Origin of the sequence: Micromonospora polyrhachis, from assembly GCF_014203835.1 — a bacterium.
Lineage (GTDB): Bacteria > Actinomycetota > Actinomycetes > Mycobacteriales > Micromonosporaceae > Micromonospora_H > Micromonospora_H polyrhachis.
In genome coordinates this window covers 5,808,981-5,826,038 of sequence record NZ_JACHJW010000001.1, presented here as the reverse complement: position 1 = coordinate 5,826,038, position 17,058 = coordinate 5,808,981, and the positions used below count along the sequence as shown (strand labels likewise).

The window sequence follows — 17,058 nt, the reverse complement described above, 5'->3', positions numbered from 1 at the left end:
GCCGACGTGTTGGCGATGCCGTCTTCCGGCCCGGTCAGGGCCGGTCGTAGTCGCGTAGCGGTACGGTGATCATCGGATCCGGCCCGACGCTGTCGACGTGTGGGGCGGGCGAGTCGGCGACCGCGAACTGCGTCCGGTAGAGCTCGGCGTAGAGGCCGTTCTGGGCGACCAGTTCCTCGTGCCGGCCGCGTTCCACGATCCGCCCCCGGTCGAGTACCAGGATCTGGTCGGCTTCCCGGACGGTGGAGAGCCGGTGTGCGATGACCAGGGCGGTACGGCCGTTCAGGGCCACCGCCAGCGCCCGCTGCACGGCCGCCTCGGACTCGGAGTCGAGATGCGCGGTCGCCTCGTCGAGGATGACGATCGACGGGGCCTTGAGCAGCAGTCGGGCGATCGCGATGCGCTGCTTCTCGCCACCGGAGAACCGGTAGCCGCGCTCGCCGACCATGGTGTCGAGTCCGTCGGGCAGGTCCCGAACCAGTTCCTCGACCTGCGCACCGCGCAGCGCAATCCACAGTTCCTCGTCGGTGGCGTCGGGCTTGGCGTACCGGAGGTTCTCGGCGATGGTCTCGTGGAACAGGTGCGAATCCTGGGTCACCACACCGATCTCGTCGCGAAGCGACTCCAGGGTCGCGTCGCGGACATCCACCCCGCCGACGCGTACCTCGCCCTCGGTCACGTCGTAGACCCGGGAGACCAGCATCGAGGTGGTCGACTTGCCGGCCCCGGAGGGTCCGACCAGGGCCACCATCTGCCCCGGCTCGACGGTGAACGAGACGCCACGCAACACCGGCTCGGTGATCGTACGATCCAACGTCGCCACGTCCTCCAAGGAGGCGAGTGACACCTCGTCGGCGGTGGGATAGCGGAACCGGACGTCACGGAACTCCAGCCGCCCGGCGCTGCGGGGGATGGCCACCGCGTCGGGCTTCTCGGCGATGGTCGGGTTCAGGTCGAGCACCTCGAAGACCCGGTCGAAGCTGACCAGCGCGCTCATCACGTCCACCCGGACGTTGGACAGGGCGGTCAGCGGGCCGTAGAGCCGGGTGAGCAGGAGGGCGAGTGTGACCACGGTGCCGGCGCTGACGTTGCCGTTGACCGCGAGCCAGCCGCCCAGGCCGTAGGTGAGCGCCTGGGCCAGCGAGGCCACCAGCAGCATCGCCACGAAGAAGGTACGCGAGTACATCGCCGACTGGATGCCGATGTCCCGAACCCGTTCGGCCCGTTGGGCGAACCGCCGCGCCTCGACGTCGGGCCGTCCGAAGAGCTTGACCAGTAGCGCACCGGCCACGCCGAAGCGCTCGGTCATGGTGGCGTTCATCTTGGCGTCGAGGTCGTACGACTCCTTGGTGATCTCGGCGAGCCGGCGGCCGACCCGGCGGGCCGGAATGATGAAGATCGGCAGCAGTACCAGCGACAGCGCGGTGATCTGCCACGACAGGGTGAACATGACGGCCGCGGTGAGCACCAGTTGGATGATGTTGCTGACCACACCGGAGAGCGTGGAGGTGAAGGCGCGCTGCGCCCCCATCACGTCGTTGTTGAGTCGGCTGACCAGCGCCCCGGTCTGGGTACGGGAGAAGAACTGCAACGGCATGCGCTGCACGTGGTCGTAGACCCGGGTACGCAGGTCGAGGATGATCCCCTCCCCGATCCGGGCCGAGTACCACCGCTGGGCGAGGGAGAGCAGGGCGTCGATGACGGCGAGCCCGGCAATGAACAGCGCCAGCCGCACGATGATGCTGCCGGCCTGCGGGCCGCCCCGGCTGATGGTGTTGATGACGTCACCGGCGAGGACCGGGGTGGCGACACCGATGCCGGCGGCGAGGATCACCGTGACCAGGAAGACGGCGATGTCCCGCCGGTAGGGCCCGGCAAATGCGACGATGCGCCGACTTGTGCCCCGGGTCAACCGGTGCGTCGTTACCTCGTCGTGGCTACGCATCGAACGCAGCATGTGCCAGCCGCCCATGCTGCCACCGCCGCCCATCGGATGGGACACCCGTCACCTCCGTGTCATCGCTGTCACCGGTGCCGGCTCGGCTACAACGGCCCGCCCACACCTCGTCGAGTCAGTCTCCTCGACGACTACGACAACCTCACTGGTAACCGGTTTCTTCCCAGTCGGTCCTTACGAATCCGATTGTCCGCGCAGGCTCGAATCGGACATCGCGCCCGGACGACGGATCAGCCACCCACTGCGGCACGCAATCGAAGGGACGGTCGCCTCACACCAAGCGAAACATGACGGTCATTCTCCGATACCGGCCAGATCACGCAGCCGTCGGGCCTGCGCCTCTCGCTCTGCCCGTTGCTGCTCGGCCGGCGAGCGGTTGGCGGCACCGGCGAGGAGCGCCTTGATCTCGACCACCGCGTCCCGGTTGCCGGCCAGGATCGCCGAGCTCAGGTCACGCACCGCCCCGGACAGCTCGGCACCGGGTACGACCACCGTCGCCAGCCCCAGCCGGTGCGCCTCGGTGGCGTCCAGACGACGGCCGGTCACACAGATCTCCAGCGCCCGGGCGTAGCCGACCAGGTCGACCAGTCGCCCCGTCCCGGCCAGGTCAGGCACCAGGCCCAGGGTCACCTCGGCCATCGAGAACTTCGCGTCGTCGGCCAGCACCCGCAGGTCACAGGCGAGCGCCAACTGGAAACCTGCCCCGATCGCATGCCCCTGCACCGCCGCCACCGAGATGATGTCCGGTCGGTGCAGCCAGGTGAACGCGGTCTGGAACTCGGCGATACGATCCGCGCACTGCTCGGGTGACAGGGTGACCAACTCGGCGAACGAGTCGGCACCCGTACCCTGGGCGACCGAGAGGTCGAGGCCGGCAGAGAAGGCCCGGCCCTCTCCGCGCACGACGACGACCCGGATGCTACCGGGAAGATCGCGGGAAAACCGCCGCAGTGCCCGCCACATTGCGGGAGTCTGCGCATTGAGCACGTCGGGCCGGCACAACGTGACGGTCGCTACCGGCCCTTCGCATTCCAGCCGCACTCCGACGTCTTCGGTCACTGATCGAGCCTTCGACGAGCGGGGGCGGACCAGTTCGTTGAGCGGGTCACGCCTTCTTGCGACGGCGAGCGCCGCCGCGCTGGCGCAGCTGTACGCCGGACTCGGTGAGCACCCGGTGGATGAACCCGTAGGAACGGCCCGTCGAGGCCGCCAGGGCGCGGATGCTCTCGCCGGAGGTGTACCGCTTGACCAGGTCCTTGGCGAGCGTCTGGCGCTCGGCTCCGACGATCCGGCGACCCTTCTCAGTGCTGGTGGCTGTGCCGGTGGCTGCCATGTTGATTCCTCACGTCCCAGACTGTGCGGTTCGATACGGTCCCACCTATTAGACCGCCTCGAACGATCATGCGCTAGATATCAACTCTTCGCCAACCGACACGCACAGCAGTGTCAGTTTCCCGATAGCGTGATTACGCCGATGGTGAAGAAAAGCGGTCTCCCGGGAATCCGTACCGAAGGATTTTCGGGAGACCGCTGACCGACATCAGCAGCGGGGAACCAGTGCCCCGGCAAAGTCGTGGCTGTGAAGCTCAATCGCCGAACCGGGCGACGAGCCGGCCCGTGACCTCGTTGTTGCGGAGCCGTTCGAGGCTTGCCCCGATCTCCTCAAAAGCGATCTCGGTGTAGGCGGGCTCGATCTCCCTCCTGAGCAACAGGTCGAAGACCTCCTCGATGTCCTGCACCGTGCCCCCGAGCGACCCGACGATGCGCTTGCCGAGGATCGAGGCGGTCGCGATCGTGAACGTCGGTCGGCCCAGACCGACCTGTACCACCTCGCCGCCACGCTTCACGGCGTCGATCGCCTTCTGCGTCGTGTCGAACCCGGCGTAGTCGACGACGAGATCGAAGTCCTGACCGGACCACTCGGCCGCGTCACGGACGACCGATGCGGCGCCCGCGGCCGTGGCGAGCCCCCAGACCTCCTCCTTCATCTCGGCGACGTGCACTTCGGCACCCGTGAGGACAGCGGCGCGGGTACCGATCTGACCCAGGCCGCCGTAGCCGATGACGCCGACCTTCATTCCGGCCGTCGCCCCGCCGGCCTTGATGATCGCGTGGTAGGACGTCATGCCCGCATCGGTCGCCAGGGCGGCCAGGGAAAGGTCCAGTCCCGCGGGGACGCGGGCGAGGTCCGGCGCGTTGGCGACCAGCTTGCCGGCGAAGCCACCGTGCGTGAACATGCCCAGCGGCGGCCGGACACCGGAGGAACAGACACCCACAACGTCGCCGACCTTCCAGCCCTCGACCCCCGCACCGAGCGCGCTGATCACACCCGCGTTCTCATGCCCCTGCGTCATGGGCAGGAACGGCATCGTGGCCTCGCCGATCTCCATGTACATGAGATCGCTGTGACAGAGCCCGGCAGCCTTCACGTCGATGATCACCTCGCCGGGACCCGGCTGCGGATCCGGCACCTCGTTAAGGGCGATCGGTTTGCCCGTCCCCTCGAACTGCCAAGCTCTCATGCGCGGTCTCCTTCCGATGATGGTCCCGATGACAGCCCACACGCGACAGCACCGAGACGTGCCCGATCTGCGATCCGGCATGCGCACAGCGACGCGAATATCCGTACACAAGTGTACGCTTAGCCGTACGGGTGCAACAAGATCGTGCGGTGGATCGCCTCAGGCCACGAAGAGCGCCCGATGGAGCATCTCGCGAATGCGTTCGTCCCAGCGCTCGCGGCTTACGCGCTCGTTCTGAGCCATCGCACCCTCTGCCATCTGCAACGCCAGGAAGATCTCGGCCATCCCGACGCCCGCGTGCACCACCCCGCCGACGCGCCCCCGCACGAGCACCACCTCGAACGCTGTCACCGTCCGTTCCGCCAGGCTTCCGAACCAGGAGATGTCCGCTCCGGCGAGCACACGCACCAGGCTGCGATTCGCCCGCTGCAGGTCGAGCACGAAGTCGAAGAGCTCGACAACACCGGTCGACCGATCGGCGAGCTCCCTCGCCCGCGCCTCCACCAGCTCGACCGCGCTCTCGTACACCGTGGCCACCAGCTGTTCCCGCGTCTCGAAGTTGCGATACAGCGTTGTGCGGCTCACTCCTGCGGCAGCAGCGACCTCCTCGAGCGCCACGTCAGGCCCGCGCTCGGCGAACAGATGACGGGCGGCCTCCAGCAAACGCTGTCGATTGACCGTAGCGTCACGTCGCAGGCCACTTCGCGGGTTCGCCGACATGTCGGCAGCGTACTCAGCGCCCAGACCGGGGGCGGAAGTGGGAACGGCCCGGATCAGGCCAACTCGACGAGCTCCAACAGGTCGTCACTCCACGCGTCCTCGTCGCCGTCGGGCAGCAGGATCGCCCGGTCCGGCTTGAGCGCCATTACCGCGCCCGGGTCGTGGGTGACCAGGACGATGGCCCCGGGGTAACGGGCGATCGCGTCGAGCACCTGCTCCCGGCTGACCGGGTCGAGGTTGTTGGTGGGCTCGTCGAGCAGCAGCACATTGGCACCCGAGCAGACCAGGGTAGCCAGGGCCAGCCGGGTCTTCTCCCCGCCGGAGAGCACCCCGGCCGGCTTGTCCACGTCGTCACCGGAGAAGAGGAACGCACCGAGGATCTTGCGTAGGTCGGTGTCGGACTGCTCGAAGGCCGCGCTCCGCATGTGATCGAGCACGCTACGGTCCACGTCGAGTGTCTCGTGCTCCTGGGCGTAGTAGCCCAACCGCAGCCCGTGCCCCGGCTTGACCTCACCGGTGTCCGACTCCAGCAGGCCGCCGAGCATACGCAGCAGGGTGGTCTTGCCGGCACCGTTGAGGCCGAGGATCGCGACACGGGAGCCCCGGTCGACCGCCACGTTGACGTCGGTGAAGATCTCCAACGAGCCGTACGACTTGGAGAGGCCGGTGGCGGTCAGCGGCGTCTTACCGCAGGGCGCGGGGTTGGGGAAACGCACCTTCGCCACCCGGTCGGAAACCCGCACCTCCTCCAGCCCGCTGATCAGCTTCTCTGCCCGGCGGGCCATGTTCTGCGCGGCGACGGTCTTGGTCGCCTTGGCCCGCATCTTGTCCGCCTGGGCCATCAGTGCGCCGGCCTTCTTCTCGGCGTTGGCCCGTTCCCGGCGACGCCGCCGCTCGTCGGTCTCCCGCTGTTCCAGGTACGCCTTCCAGCCGAGGTTGTAGAGGTCTACCTCGGAACGGGTGGCGTCGAGGAACCAGACCTTGTTGACTACCGACTCCAGCAACGAGCCGTCGTGGCTGATCACAATCAGGCCGCCCTTGTGGTTGGCGAGGAAGCTGCGCAGCCAGGTGATCGAGTCGGCGTCCAGGTGGTTGGTCGGCTCGTCGAGCAACAGGATGCCGCCGCCGTTCTCGCCAGCGTCGCGGAACAGGATGCGGGCCAGCTCGATACGGCGGCGCTGACCGCCGGAGAGGGTGCCGATGGTCTGGGCGAGCGCCCGGTCCGGCAATCCGAGGTTGGCGCAGATCCGGGCGGCCTCGGCCTCTGCGGCGTACCCGCCGAGGGCGGCGAACTGATCTTCGAGCGCCCCGTATCGGCGGACCAGCTTGTCGTCGGTGCGCTCCGCGAGCTGTTCTTCGATCTTCTTCATCTCGGCCATCAGCACGTCGAGGCCGCGCGCGGAGAGCACCCGATCGCGACCGGTGACATCGAGGTCGCCGGTGCGTGGATCCTGCGGCAGATAGCCCACCGCGCCCCGGCGGTCGATCTGACCGGCGTAGGGCTGCCCTTCACCGGCCAGCACCTTCAGGGTGGTGGTCTTGCCCGCGCCGTTGCGCCCGACCAGGCCGATCCGGTCGCCCGGCTGGACTCGCAGGGTGGTGTCGGACAGCAGGATCCGGGCTCCGGCGCGCAGTTCCAGGCCGGTGGCAGTGATCATCTCAGGGGACTCGCTTCCGGGTTCGAAGGCTGACTCAGGGCACACGGAAGTGCCGACGGGAAAACTCTGCCGTCGGCACGGGGCGGTTCAGCCTTCGCAAAGCAGCACGCGGCAAGTGTACCCGCCGACCTCGGATCGCCCCACGGGATTCCCAATCAAGATCATCGGGTACGGAACAGGACGTCCGGACCCGGTCCGGCCAGACGGTCAACGACGGATCGACCAACGATCGGGGTGGCGATGGAACTCAACGAGAACGCGCGGATCGATACCGACCAGATCGACGACCAGCGCGGCTCCGGTGGTGGTGGCCTGGGTGGGGCGGGCATCCCGATCCCGATCCCGGGTGGCGGCGGCAAGGGCGGACTGATCGGCGTCGTCGTCGCGGTCCTACTCGCCCTGGTCGGCGGCGGCTTCGGGCTCAACGCAGTGACCGGCGGCTCCGAGTCGGGTGACAACACCGAGCTGGAGCAGAAGTGCGACGCCAGCGACGCGTTGCAGCAGCTCGACTGCCGCAACACCCTCTACGTCAACTCGATCCAGGCATGGTGGCAGACCGCCCTGCCGCAGCACTTCAGCCGCCCGTACGAGCCAACCACCACGGTGCTGTTCAACCAGTCGGTACGCAGCGGCTGCGGGGTGGCCGACTACGGCGTCGGCCCGTTCTACTGCCCCGCCGACAGCAAGGTCTACATCGACCTGAACTTCTATCAGACCCTCGCCCAGCAACTCGGTGCCGGCGGTGAGTTCGCCCAGCCGTACGTGCTCGCCCACGAGTACGGCCACCACGTGCAGAACCTGCTCGGTACCAACGAGCAGGTCCGCCGCCAGCAGCAGCGCACCCCGGCTAACGCCAACCAGCTCTCGGTCCTACTCGAACTACAGGCCGACTGCTACGCCGGCGCATGGGCCCGCAACGCCACCGGTACGGCGGACGAGACCGGCCAGAAGATCTTCAAGAGCATCAGCCAACAGGACATCCAGCAGGGGCTGGACACGGCGGCGGCCATCGGCGACGACGCCATCCAGCAGCGCTCCGGCGGCCGAATCGACGAGTCACAGTTCACCCACGGGACGTCCGCCCAGCGCCAGGAATGGTTCGGTCGAGGCCACACCACCGGCGACCCGAAGTCCTGTGACACCTTCAGCGGCACCCTCTGATCCGATTCACCTTGCTCCCCGCGCCCACCTGTTGCTGCCGTGTGGCGGCACTACGGTGAGAGGATCCGCACCGGTTGAGGAGAAGTCGAGATGTCGAAGCCGCCGCTGCCCGACGAAGCCGTCGCCCTGCTGCGAAAGGCGAACCCCGCCGTCATCACCACGCTGCGCCCGGACGGCCAGCCGGTCTCCACGGCGACGTGGTACCTCTGGGAGGACGGCCGAATTCTGGTAAACCTGGACGCCGGACGCAGGCGGCTCGGTTACCTACGCGCCGATCCACGGACCACGCTGACGGTCCTGGACGAGGCAGGGTGGTACACCCATGTGAGCCTCATCGGCCGGGTCGTCGAGTTCCGTGCCGACACCGAGCTGGCCGACATCGATCGCCTCGCGCGCCACTACACCGGCAGCCCGTACCCGCGCCGCGACCGGGAGCGGTTCAGCGCGCTAATCGAGATCGACCGCTGGCACGGCTGGGGTGCGCTCAAGGACAACGAGCAGGCCTGACCGGCTCAGTCCGCGACCGGTTCACGTACCAGGATGTGCACCGCCCAGGCAGCGGCGACTGCCTCCACCAAGACGGCGTGCCGAGGCTCGGGCACATCGAGCAGGCGTTTGGCGCGCAGCGCCGCGATCGGGGCGAGACGTCGGTCGGCCAGAATCGTGTCGATGGCCCGCCGGTCACCGCCGGGCACCAGGGCGGTGAGGCTGTCCACCTCGGGTAGAAGCAGCCGGAGGGCCAACTCCCCCGCGTCGGCCATCGCTGCCTTGGCCTGGTTGTCCCGGCGGCGGGCGAACCGCTGCTGGGACCAGCCGCCAGCAGCGGTACGCCCCTGCACGTAGGCGCGGTCCACCTTGGAACTCACCAACTCGGTGCCGTCGGCGACGCCGACCGCCACGGCGCCCTTGCGGGCCAGCAGCAGCCCGAGCCGCCGTGGCCGCCCCGCCTCCGCGACGAAGTCGGCGAGATTCGCCGTAGCAGCCGCCCCCGGCGGGGTGTGCAGTTCGGCGAGCGCGCCGTCGGGTGCGGCGAGCAGCACGCCGTACGCCTCGGTGGTGGTCTCCGGGGTGCCGTGCCGGGCGGTGAAACCGTCGATCCAGCGGGCGAGGCGGGCCGGGGCCACCTCGACCCACCGGCCGCCCCCGGCGGCGGGTCGGCTACGCATGCCCCGACGGTACGGCACCCGGTCGGCACCAGCCCGACCCGCTGCCGATCTTGTCGATTTCTTGCGCACTGAACAGCAACAGGTCGACAAGGTCTACATCCCATCGGGGGCCCAACCGGCTGCGGCGAGTGCCCGGCGGAGCTGCTGCGCCACCTCCGCCGGGGCGTGTCGTACCTGCCAAGCGGAGAATCGCAGCACGCGATCTCCGCTGATCCAGACATCGTTCTGCCGACGCATATCCGCCTCCCAATGACGCACATCCAGGTGATGCGCGCCATCGACCTCGACGTGCAGCCGCCACAACCGCCAATACGCGTCCAGGTAACGCACCCGGCCACTCGCGTCCCGCCGTCGCTCCTGCAAATCGGGCCGGGGCAATCCGTACCGTCGGCAGAGTCGAAGAAAGTCGATCTCGGACAGGGCTTCCGCTCCGCCCTGCGCATCGCGGGCCGTCTCAAGCACCAATGCCCGCCGCCGTGCCCGGGGCAACCGATCCACCACCGCCGCGATCTCCGCCGGCGTCACCAGCCGTTGCTGGCATCCGGCCGCGACCACCCGGCGGGCCTCGTCGTCACTGCGGGCCCAACTCGCCGCGTCGACCAATGAGCGGGCCGTCACGGTACGCATCGGCCGGGCCGGCTGAACGTGTTCACTCGGCAGGGTGCGGGCCCGATGTACCCGCACCCCGGGCATGCCGGGCTGGAGCCGCCGCCGCGCGACGGCGCTGCTGCGCCCTTCCCGGACCAGCAGATCGATCGGCTCGGGCCGAAACCCGCGCAGCCCCGACGCGACGGCGGCACCCAAGCCGGCGAGCACGGCATCCCGGCCCACCGACAGGACCGCCACCCACAACTGCTGTTGGCGGGTCAGTTCGGTGGCATGTGTGACCAGCACACCCCGGCACCAGCGTCGCCACCGACCGGACGCCACCAGATGGCGCACCCGGGCCGGCGTCAGGGCCTGGGCCGCCTGGGCCCAGGTCAGTACACCGCTCTGGTCGAAGAGCAACCAGTCCAGATCGCTGGCGTCATCGGGTGGTATCCGCATGGGGACATCCCACCCGGGATGTTGACGAGTTGTTGTCGAGGTAGCGACGACAACTCGTCAACATTCACGACAATCGCGGGCTCAGACGTTGAAGCCGAGCGCCCGGAGCTGCTCGCGACCCTCGTCAGTGATCTTGTCCGGACCCCATGGCGGCAGCCACACCCAGTTGATCCGGATGTCCTCACACAGCCCGCCCCCGGGGCCGGTGGTCAGCGCCTGCCGCGCCTGGTCCTCGATGACGTCGGTCAGCGGGCAGGCCGCCGACGTGAGCGTCATGTCGATGGTGGCCACGTTGTCGTCGTCGACGTGCACCCCGTAGACCAGGCCCAGGTCGACCACGTTGATGCCCAACTCCGGGTCGACGACGTCCTTCATCGCCTCTTCGACGTCGGCGACGGCGGCCTTGGTGGCGACCGCTCCGGTACGTGGTTCGGCTGGGACGTTCGCCTCCGCGAAAGTCGGCTCCGTCATGGCGGTGCTCTCCTCGGAACTCATGATGTCTTCACCTCCGGGCTCGCGCCCACCCCAGCGCGTGCCGCAGCGTCCTTGAACGCCATCCACGGCAGCAACGCACACTTGACCCTGGCCGGATAGCGCGCCACGCCCGCGAACGCCACCCCGTCACCGAGCACGTCCTCGTCCGGCTCGACCTGGCCCCGGCCGGAGAGCAACTCGACGAACGCCTCGTGCACCGTGAACGCCTCGTCCGGGCTACGGCCGTTCAGCAGCTCGTACAGCACGCTGGCCGACGCCTGGCTGATCGAACAGCCCGCACCGTCGTACGAGATGTCAGCCAGCGTGTCGGCATCCGCCACGACCCGCACGGTCACCTCGTCACCGCAGGTCGGGTTGACGTGGTGTGCCTCGCCGACCGGGCAGTCGCCCCCGGCCGGCTCGCGCAGCCCACGTCCGTGCGGGTGCTTGTAGTGGTCCAGGATGATCTCCTGGTAGAGCTGGTCGATCTGCATCAGCCGAACACCTTCCGCGCCTGTTCCAGGCCGCGCACCAGCGCGTCGATCTCACCCGTGGTGGTGTACAGGTAGAACGAGGCGCGAGTCGTGGCCGGTACGCCGTACCGGACGCAGACCGGTCGGGCACAGTGGTGGCCGACCCGCACCTGCACTCCCACCGAGTCGAGGATCTGCCCCACGTCATGCGGGTGCACGCTGTCCAGGGCGAACGAGATCGTGCCGCCCCGGCCGACCGGCACCACCGGACCGAAGATCCGCAGCCCCGGTACGGTGGCGAGCGCGTCCAGCGCGTACGCGGTGATCTCCTTCTCGTGCCACTGGATGGCCCGCATGCCGATGGCGGAGAGGTAGTCGATCGCCGCACCGAGTCCGACCGCCTCGGCGATCGGCGGGGTGCCCGCCTCGAACCGGGCCGGCGGCGGCGCGAACGTCGAACCCGACAACGCCACCGTCTCGATCATGGAACCGCCGCCGAGCACCGGCGGCATCGCCGCCAGCAGCTCCGACCGGCCCCAGAGCACCCCGATGCCGGTCGGGCCGCACATCTTGTGCCCGGTGAAGGCGATGAAGTCGGCATCCAGGTCCACCACGTCGATCGGCTGGTGCGGCACCGACTGCGAGCAGTCGAGCAGCAGCAACGCCCCCACCTGGCGAACCCGCTCGGTGATCCGGGCGGTGGCGTTGACCGTACCGATGATGTTGGACATGTGCACCAGCGAGACCAGCTTCGTCCGCTCGTTGACCAGCTCGTCGAGGTTCGACTCGTCCAGCCGGCCGCCCTCGGTGATGCCGAACCAGCGCAGGGTCGCGCCGGTGCGCTGGCAGAGCAACTGCCAGGGCACGATGTTGGAGTGGTGCTCCATCTCGGAGATGACCACCTCGTCGCCGGGACCGAGCCGGAACCGCGGGTCGGCGGCCGGGTCGAGGGAGGCGTTGGAGAAGGCGTACGCCACCAGGTTGATCGCCTCGGTGGAGTTCTTGGTGAACACCACCTCGTCGGCCCCCGGCGCGTTGATGAAGGCGGCCACCTTCGCCCGCGCCCCCTCGTACGCCTCGGTCGCCTCGGTGCCCACGGTGTGCACCGAGCGGGACACGTTGCCGTTGTGCCGCTCGTAGTGCTCCCGGATCGCGTCGAGCACCTGCCGGGGCTTCTGCGAGGTGTTGGCACTGTCCAGGTAGACCATCGGATGTCCGTTGATCTCCCGGCCCAGGATCGGGAAGTCTGCGCGCAGCTTCTCCACGTCCAGGCGGGGTACGTCGTCGTACTGCGGCATCCCGCGCGGGATCGTGATGGTGGTCATCTCCGGCAGCACACCCTTTCCTCAGGTTCCTCGGGCCTCGGCCTGGTCAGGCCCTGGCCGCACCGGCTCCGCTGACGTACCGCTCGTAGCCCTCGGCCTCCAGCTTGTCGGCCAGCTCCGGGCCACCCTGCTCGACGATCCGGCCGGCCACGAAGACGTGTACGAAGTCGGGCTTGATGTAGCGCAGGATGCGGGTGTAGTGGGTGATCAGCAGCAGGCCGGTCTGCCCGGTATCGCGTACCCGGTTGACCCCCTCGCTGACCACCCGCAGGGCGTCGACGTCCAGGCCGGAGTCGGTCTCGTCGAGGATGGCGATCTTCGGCTTCAGCAGTTCGAGCTGCACGATCTCGTGCCGCTTCTTCTCCCCACCGGAGAAGCCCTCGTTGACGTTGCGCTGGCCGAACGCCGGGTCCATCTGCAGCCGCTCCATCGCACCGCGCAGCTCGCCGGCCCAGGTGCGCAGCTTCGGCGCCTCGCCGTCGATGGCGGTCTTGGCGGTACGCAGGAAGTTGGCCACGGACACGCCGGGCACCTCGACCGGGTACTGCATGGCCAGGAAGAGACCGGCACGGGCCCGCTCGTCCACGGACATGGCCAGCACGTCCTCGCCGTCCAGGGTCACCGAACCACCGGTGATCTCGTACTTCGGGTGGCCGGCGATCGAGTAGGCCAGGGTCGACTTGCCCGAGCCGTTGGGGCCCATGATGGCGTGGGTCTCCCCCGCCCGTACGGTCAGGTCGACCCCGGCGAGGATCGGCTTCAGCTCGCCGTCGGGCAGCTTGACCGACACCTGCAGGTCACGGATCTCCAGAACGCTCACGGGGTAACTCCATTACTTGGCGTAAGGCTGAGGTAGATGTCGCCGTCGCGGATCTCGACGGGATAGACGGGTACGGGTTCGGTGGCGGGCAGCCCGGTCGGCTCACCGGTACGCAGGTCGAAGCGGGAGCCGTGCAGCCAGCACTCCAGGGTGCAGCCGTCCACCTCGCCCTCGGAGAGGGCAACCGCGGCGTGCGAGCACTCGTCGTAGATGGCGTAGACGTCGCCGTCCTCGGCGTGCACGATGGCGATCTTGGTGCCCTCGACGTCGGCGCTGATCACGGTGCCCTTGGGCACGTCCTCGACCGAGCAGATCCGGATCATCAGGCACCGGCCTTGGAGAGCCGGGCCTCGATGGTCTCGCCGAGCCGGTCGCGCAGCGCCTCGACCGGGATCTTGTTGATCAGCTCGGCAAAGAAGCCCCGGACCACCAGCTTGCGTGCCTCGGTCTCCGGGATGCCCCGGGCCATCAGGTAGAACAGCTGCTCGTCGTCGAACCGACCGGTCGCGCTGGCGTGCCCGGCCCCGGCCACCTCACCCGTCTCGATCTCCAGGTTGGGTACGGAATCCGCCCGCGCCCCGTCGCTCAGCAGCAGGTTGCGGTTGATCTCGTAGGTGTCGGTGCCGGTCGCGGCGGCCCGGATCAGCACGTCACCCACCCAGACGGTGTGCGCGCTGTCGCCCTGGAGGGCTCCCCGGTAGCCGACGTAACTGCGGCAGTCCGGCACGGTGTGGTCCACCAACTGCCGGTGCTCCTGGTGCTGCCCGGCGTCGGCGAAGTAGAGCCCGTACAGCTCGGCCTCGCCACCCCGGCCGGCGTAGTCGACGCTGGTGAACTGGCGGACCAGGTCGCCGCCGAGGGTGACCTGGACATGTGTGACCTTGGCGTCGCGCCCGAGCCGGATCCGCAGGTGCTGGGCCTGGACCGCGTCCGAGGCCCAGTCCGTGACCGTGACCAGGGTCAGCTTCGCACCCTCGGCCACCTCGACCTCGACGTTGTCGGCGAGGGTGACCGAACCGGTCTGCTCCAGCACCAGGGTCACCTCGGCGAACCGGCCCACCTCGACGAAGGTGTGCCCGAACGACGCGCCGTCGGCTCCCTGCCCGACCAGGCGGATCGCCACCGGCTCGGCCGGCCGGGTCTCCGGCGCGACCGCGATGACGACCGCCTCGCTGGTCTCACCGTGGGCCAGCGCGCTGATCCGGTCGAACGGGGTCAGCACGCTGCCGATCCGCGGGTCGCCCTCGTGCGCGCCGCCGAAGGTGACGCCCTCGGGCAGCGCGTCGAACTCGTAGCGCAGCTTGCCGGCGGTCGCGGTGAACTTACCGTCGGCCAGCCCACGCAGCCGCTTCAGCGGGGTGAAACGCCAGTCCTCCTCCAGCCCGGTGAGGGCGGGGAAGTCGGCGACATCGTACGAGCGCAGCACCTCTGACTTGGTCGTGGGCGGCGCGAAAGCCTGCGTAGTCATCTCATCCTTGCGTTCGTCTCGCGGACTCTCCGAGCGGGTACGGGCGGCGTCAGCCGACCGCGCCCTCCATCTGCAGCTCGATCAGACGGTTGAGTTCCAGGGCGTACTCCATCGGCAGTTCCTTGGCGATCGGCTCGATGAAGCCGCGCACGATCATCGCCATCGCCTCGTCCTCACTCAGGCCCCGGCTCATCAGGTAGAAGAGCTGGTCCTCGCTGACCTTGGAGACGGTCGCCTCGTGCCCCATCGCCACGTCGTCCTCGCGGATGTCGACGTACGGGTAGGTGTCCGAGCGGGAGATCGTGTCGACCAGCAGCGCGTCGCACTTGACCGTGCTCTTGCTGTGGTGCGAGCCCTCCAGCACCTGCACCAGACCCCGGTACGAGGTACGGCCGCCGCCCCGGGCGATCGACTTCGACACGATGGTCGAGGAGGTGTGCGGCGCGGCGTGCACCATCTTGGCACCGGCGTCCTGGTGCTGCCCCTCGCCGGCCATGGCCACCGAGAGCACCTCGCCCTTGGCGTACTCACCGGTCATGTAGACGGCGGGGTACTTCATGGTCACCTTGGAGCCGATGTTGCCGTCGACCCACTCCATGGTCGCGCCCTCGTGGCAGACGGCGCGCTTGGTGACCAGGTTGTAGACGTTGTTCGACCAGTTCTGGATGGTCGTGTAGCGGCACCGCGCGTTCTTCTTCACGATGATCTCGACGACCGCGCTGTGCAGCGAGTCGGAGGAGTAGATCGGGGCGGTGCAGCCCTCGACGTAGTGCACGTACGCACCCTCGTCGACGATGATCAGCGTCCGCTCGAACTGGCCCATGTTCTCCGTGTTGATCCGGAAGTAGGCCTGCAACGGGATCTCCACGTGCACGCCCTTCGGCACGTAGATGAACGAGCCACCCGACCACACGGACGTGTTCAGCGCGGCGAACTTGTTGTCGCCGACCGGGATCACCGTGCCGAAGTACTCCTTGAAGAGCTCCTCGTGCTCCTTGAGCGCGGTGTCGGTGTCCAGGAAGACGACGCCCTGCTCCTCAAGGTCCTCACGGATCTTGTGGTAGACGACCTCGGACTCGTACTGCGCCGCGACGCCGGCGACCAGCCGCTGCTTCTCCGCCTCGGGGATGCCCAGCTTGTCGTACGTCTTCTTGATGTCCTCGGGCAGGTCCTCCCAGCTGGCGGCCTGCTTCTCCGTGGACCGGACGAAGTACTTGATGTTGTCGAAGTCGATGCCGGTGAGGTCGGCCCCCCAGGCCGGCATCGGCTTGCGGCCGAACAGCCGCAGACCCTTCAGCCGCAGGTCGAGCATCCAGGCGGGCTCGTTCTTCTTGCCCGAGATGTCCCGGACCACCGCCTCGTTGAGGCCACGCTGAGCGGCCGCGCCGGCCACGTCGGAGTCGGCCCAGCCGTATTCGTAACGGCCGAGGGCGGCGAGGTGCTCCTCCTGGCTGATCGGCTGAACGATCTGCTCGGTCATCTATCTGTCCTCACAGTGGTGACGGTGTTACCGGTCTGAGCACGCCCGGACTGGGCCGGAATGTGCGTGGTGCACACCCCGTCGCCGTGCGCGATGGTGGCGAGGCGCTGTACGTGGGTGCCGATCAGTCGGGAGATGACCTCGGTCTCGGCCTCGCACAGCTGGGGAAACTCGGCGGCTACCTGCGCCACCGGGCAGTGGTGTTGGCACAGTTGACCGCCAGAGGCGATCGTGGACGCGTTGGCAGCGTATCCCTCGGCGGTCAGCGCGGCGGCAAGCGCCTCGGCCCGGGAGATCGGGTCGTCGGCGGCACCGGCCAGCACCGCCTCACAGCGCGCCTCCAGCGCGGCCACCTGCTCCGCCGCGAAGGCGAGCACCGCCTGCGGACCGCCCTGTTGGGCGATCCAGCGCAGCGCGGAACTGGCCAGACCGTCGTAGGTGTGCGTGCCGCAGCGGATCCGGGCCGCATCGGTGAGCAGGAAGACCTTGGCCGGCCGACCCCGGCCGCGACGTCCGCGTACGGACTGCTCGCGGGAGATCACGTCCCCGTCGGCCTGCATCGCATCGAGGTGTCGGCGGATCGCCGCCGGGCTGAGTCCCAGCTCCGCGCCGAGCTGGGCAGCGGTGGCGGCACCATGCTCCAGCAGCAGTTGGGTCACCCGGTCCCGGGTACGCAGATCCGCGAAGTCGCGGGGGCGCAGGTCGACGCCGGCAGCGGGCACGGCGGTATCGGCGGCCGTACCGGCCACCGACTCACGCTCAGAGAGCTCCGCCGCGTTTTTCACTA

At 68.7% G+C, this 17,058-nt stretch carries 18 protein-coding genes; 2 read left to right on the top strand and 16 right to left on the bottom strand.

Annotated elements, in window-relative coordinates:
* Positions 1-34: 34 nt before the first annotated feature.
* The 6 genes from FHR38_RS25775 to FHR38_RS25750 form a co-directional block, all read right to left on the bottom strand.
* Entirely contained in the window at positions 35-1,990 is a 1,956-nt protein-coding gene (locus FHR38_RS25775; protein ID WP_184540217.1) for an ABC transporter ATP-binding protein, read from the bottom strand.
* Between the two features lie 261 nt (positions 1,991-2,251).
* Positions 2,252-3,016, bottom strand: a complete 765-nt coding sequence (locus FHR38_RS25770; protein ID WP_184537077.1) for an enoyl-CoA hydratase/isomerase family protein — start codon at positions 3,014-3,016, stop codon at positions 2,252-2,254.
* Between the two features lie 46 nt (positions 3,017-3,062).
* Complete coding sequence (locus FHR38_RS25765; RefSeq protein ID WP_007462679.1) at positions 3,063-3,290, bottom strand: helix-turn-helix domain-containing protein; 228 nt, start codon at positions 3,288-3,290, stop codon at positions 3,063-3,065.
* A gap of 253 nt (positions 3,291-3,543) precedes the next feature.
* Positions 3,544-4,521: a zinc-binding dehydrogenase gene (locus FHR38_RS25760; RefSeq protein ID WP_221449187.1), complete on the bottom strand. Its 978-nt coding sequence runs from the start codon at positions 4,519-4,521 to the stop codon at positions 3,544-3,546.
* A gap of 117 nt (positions 4,522-4,638) precedes the next feature.
* Entirely contained in the window at positions 4,639-5,199 is a 561-nt protein-coding gene (locus FHR38_RS25755) for a TetR/AcrR family transcriptional regulator (protein ID WP_184537076.1), read from the bottom strand.
* Positions 5,200-5,252: 53 nt separating this feature from the next.
* Positions 5,253-6,857 carry an ABC-F family ATP-binding cassette domain-containing protein gene (locus tag FHR38_RS25750; protein ID WP_184537075.1) on the bottom strand — a complete coding sequence of 535 codons (1,605 nt, stop codon included), beginning with the start codon at positions 6,855-6,857 and terminating at the stop codon, positions 5,253-5,255.
* Between the two features lie 240 nt (positions 6,858-7,097).
* Between FHR38_RS25750 and ypfJ the strand changes: the two genes are divergently transcribed.
* Positions 7,098-8,018, top strand: a complete 921-nt coding sequence (ypfJ, locus tag FHR38_RS25745; protein ID WP_184537074.1) for a KPN_02809 family neutral zinc metallopeptidase — start codon at positions 7,098-7,100, stop codon at positions 8,016-8,018.
* A gap of 90 nt (positions 8,019-8,108) precedes the next feature.
* Positions 8,109-8,525 carry a PPOX class F420-dependent oxidoreductase gene (locus tag FHR38_RS25740; RefSeq protein WP_184537073.1) on the top strand — a complete coding sequence of 139 codons (417 nt, stop codon included), beginning with the start codon at positions 8,109-8,111 and terminating at the stop codon, positions 8,523-8,525.
* A 5-nt stretch (positions 8,526-8,530) separates the two neighbouring features.
* On the opposite strand, the gene FHR38_RS25735 is transcribed toward FHR38_RS25740, so the two are convergent.
* The 10 genes from FHR38_RS25735 to FHR38_RS25690 all read right to left on the bottom strand — a co-directional run bounded on the left by FHR38_RS25735 (position 8,531) and on the right by FHR38_RS25690 (position 16,993).
* Positions 8,531-9,184, bottom strand: a complete 654-nt coding sequence (locus FHR38_RS25735) for an acVLRF1 family peptidyl-tRNA hydrolase (RefSeq protein ID WP_221449186.1) — start codon at positions 9,182-9,184, stop codon at positions 8,531-8,533.
* Positions 9,185-9,277: 93 nt separating this feature from the next.
* A complete protein-coding gene (locus FHR38_RS25730) occupies positions 9,278-10,231 on the bottom strand; it encodes a PDDEXK family nuclease (RefSeq protein WP_184537072.1) in 954 nt (317 codons plus the stop codon).
* 81 nt (positions 10,232-10,312) lie between these two features.
* Positions 10,313-10,702 carry a metal-sulfur cluster assembly factor gene (locus FHR38_RS25725; protein ID WP_376771498.1) on the bottom strand — a complete coding sequence of 130 codons (390 nt, stop codon included), beginning with the start codon at positions 10,700-10,702 and terminating at the stop codon, positions 10,313-10,315.
* Between the two features lie 20 nt (positions 10,703-10,722).
* A complete protein-coding gene (gene sufU, locus FHR38_RS25720) occupies positions 10,723-11,199 on the bottom strand; it encodes a Fe-S cluster assembly sulfur transfer protein SufU (RefSeq protein ID WP_184537070.1) in 477 nt (158 codons plus the stop codon).
* On the bottom strand, positions 11,199-12,503 hold the full coding sequence (locus tag FHR38_RS25715) for a cysteine desulfurase (RefSeq protein WP_184537069.1): 1,305 nt from the start codon (positions 12,501-12,503) through the stop codon (positions 11,199-11,201). The genes sufU and FHR38_RS25715 overlap by 1 nt, the downstream gene beginning before the upstream one ends.
* A gap of 46 nt (positions 12,504-12,549) precedes the next feature.
* On the bottom strand, positions 12,550-13,323 hold the full coding sequence (gene sufC / locus FHR38_RS25710) for a Fe-S cluster assembly ATPase SufC (protein WP_184537068.1): 774 nt from the start codon (positions 13,321-13,323) through the stop codon (positions 12,550-12,552).
* Complete coding sequence (locus FHR38_RS25705) at positions 13,320-13,646, bottom strand: non-heme iron oxygenase ferredoxin subunit (RefSeq protein WP_184537067.1); 327 nt, start codon at positions 13,644-13,646, stop codon at positions 13,320-13,322. Before FHR38_RS25705 ends, sufC begins: the two co-directional genes overlap by 4 nt.
* On the bottom strand, positions 13,646-14,791 hold the full coding sequence (gene sufD, locus FHR38_RS25700; RefSeq protein ID WP_184537066.1) for a Fe-S cluster assembly protein SufD: 1,146 nt from the start codon (positions 14,789-14,791) through the stop codon (positions 13,646-13,648). Before sufD ends, FHR38_RS25705 begins: the two co-directional genes overlap by 1 nt.
* Before the next feature lie 49 nt (positions 14,792-14,840).
* On the bottom strand, positions 14,841-16,271 hold the full coding sequence (gene sufB, locus FHR38_RS25695) for a Fe-S cluster assembly protein SufB (protein WP_184537065.1): 1,431 nt from the start codon (positions 16,269-16,271) through the stop codon (positions 14,841-14,843).
* Positions 16,268-16,993 carry a helix-turn-helix transcriptional regulator gene (locus FHR38_RS25690; RefSeq protein WP_312882600.1) on the bottom strand — a complete coding sequence of 242 codons (726 nt, stop codon included), beginning with the start codon at positions 16,991-16,993 and terminating at the stop codon, positions 16,268-16,270. The genes sufB and FHR38_RS25690 overlap by 4 nt, the downstream gene beginning before the upstream one ends.
* Positions 16,994-17,058 lie beyond the last annotated feature (65 nt).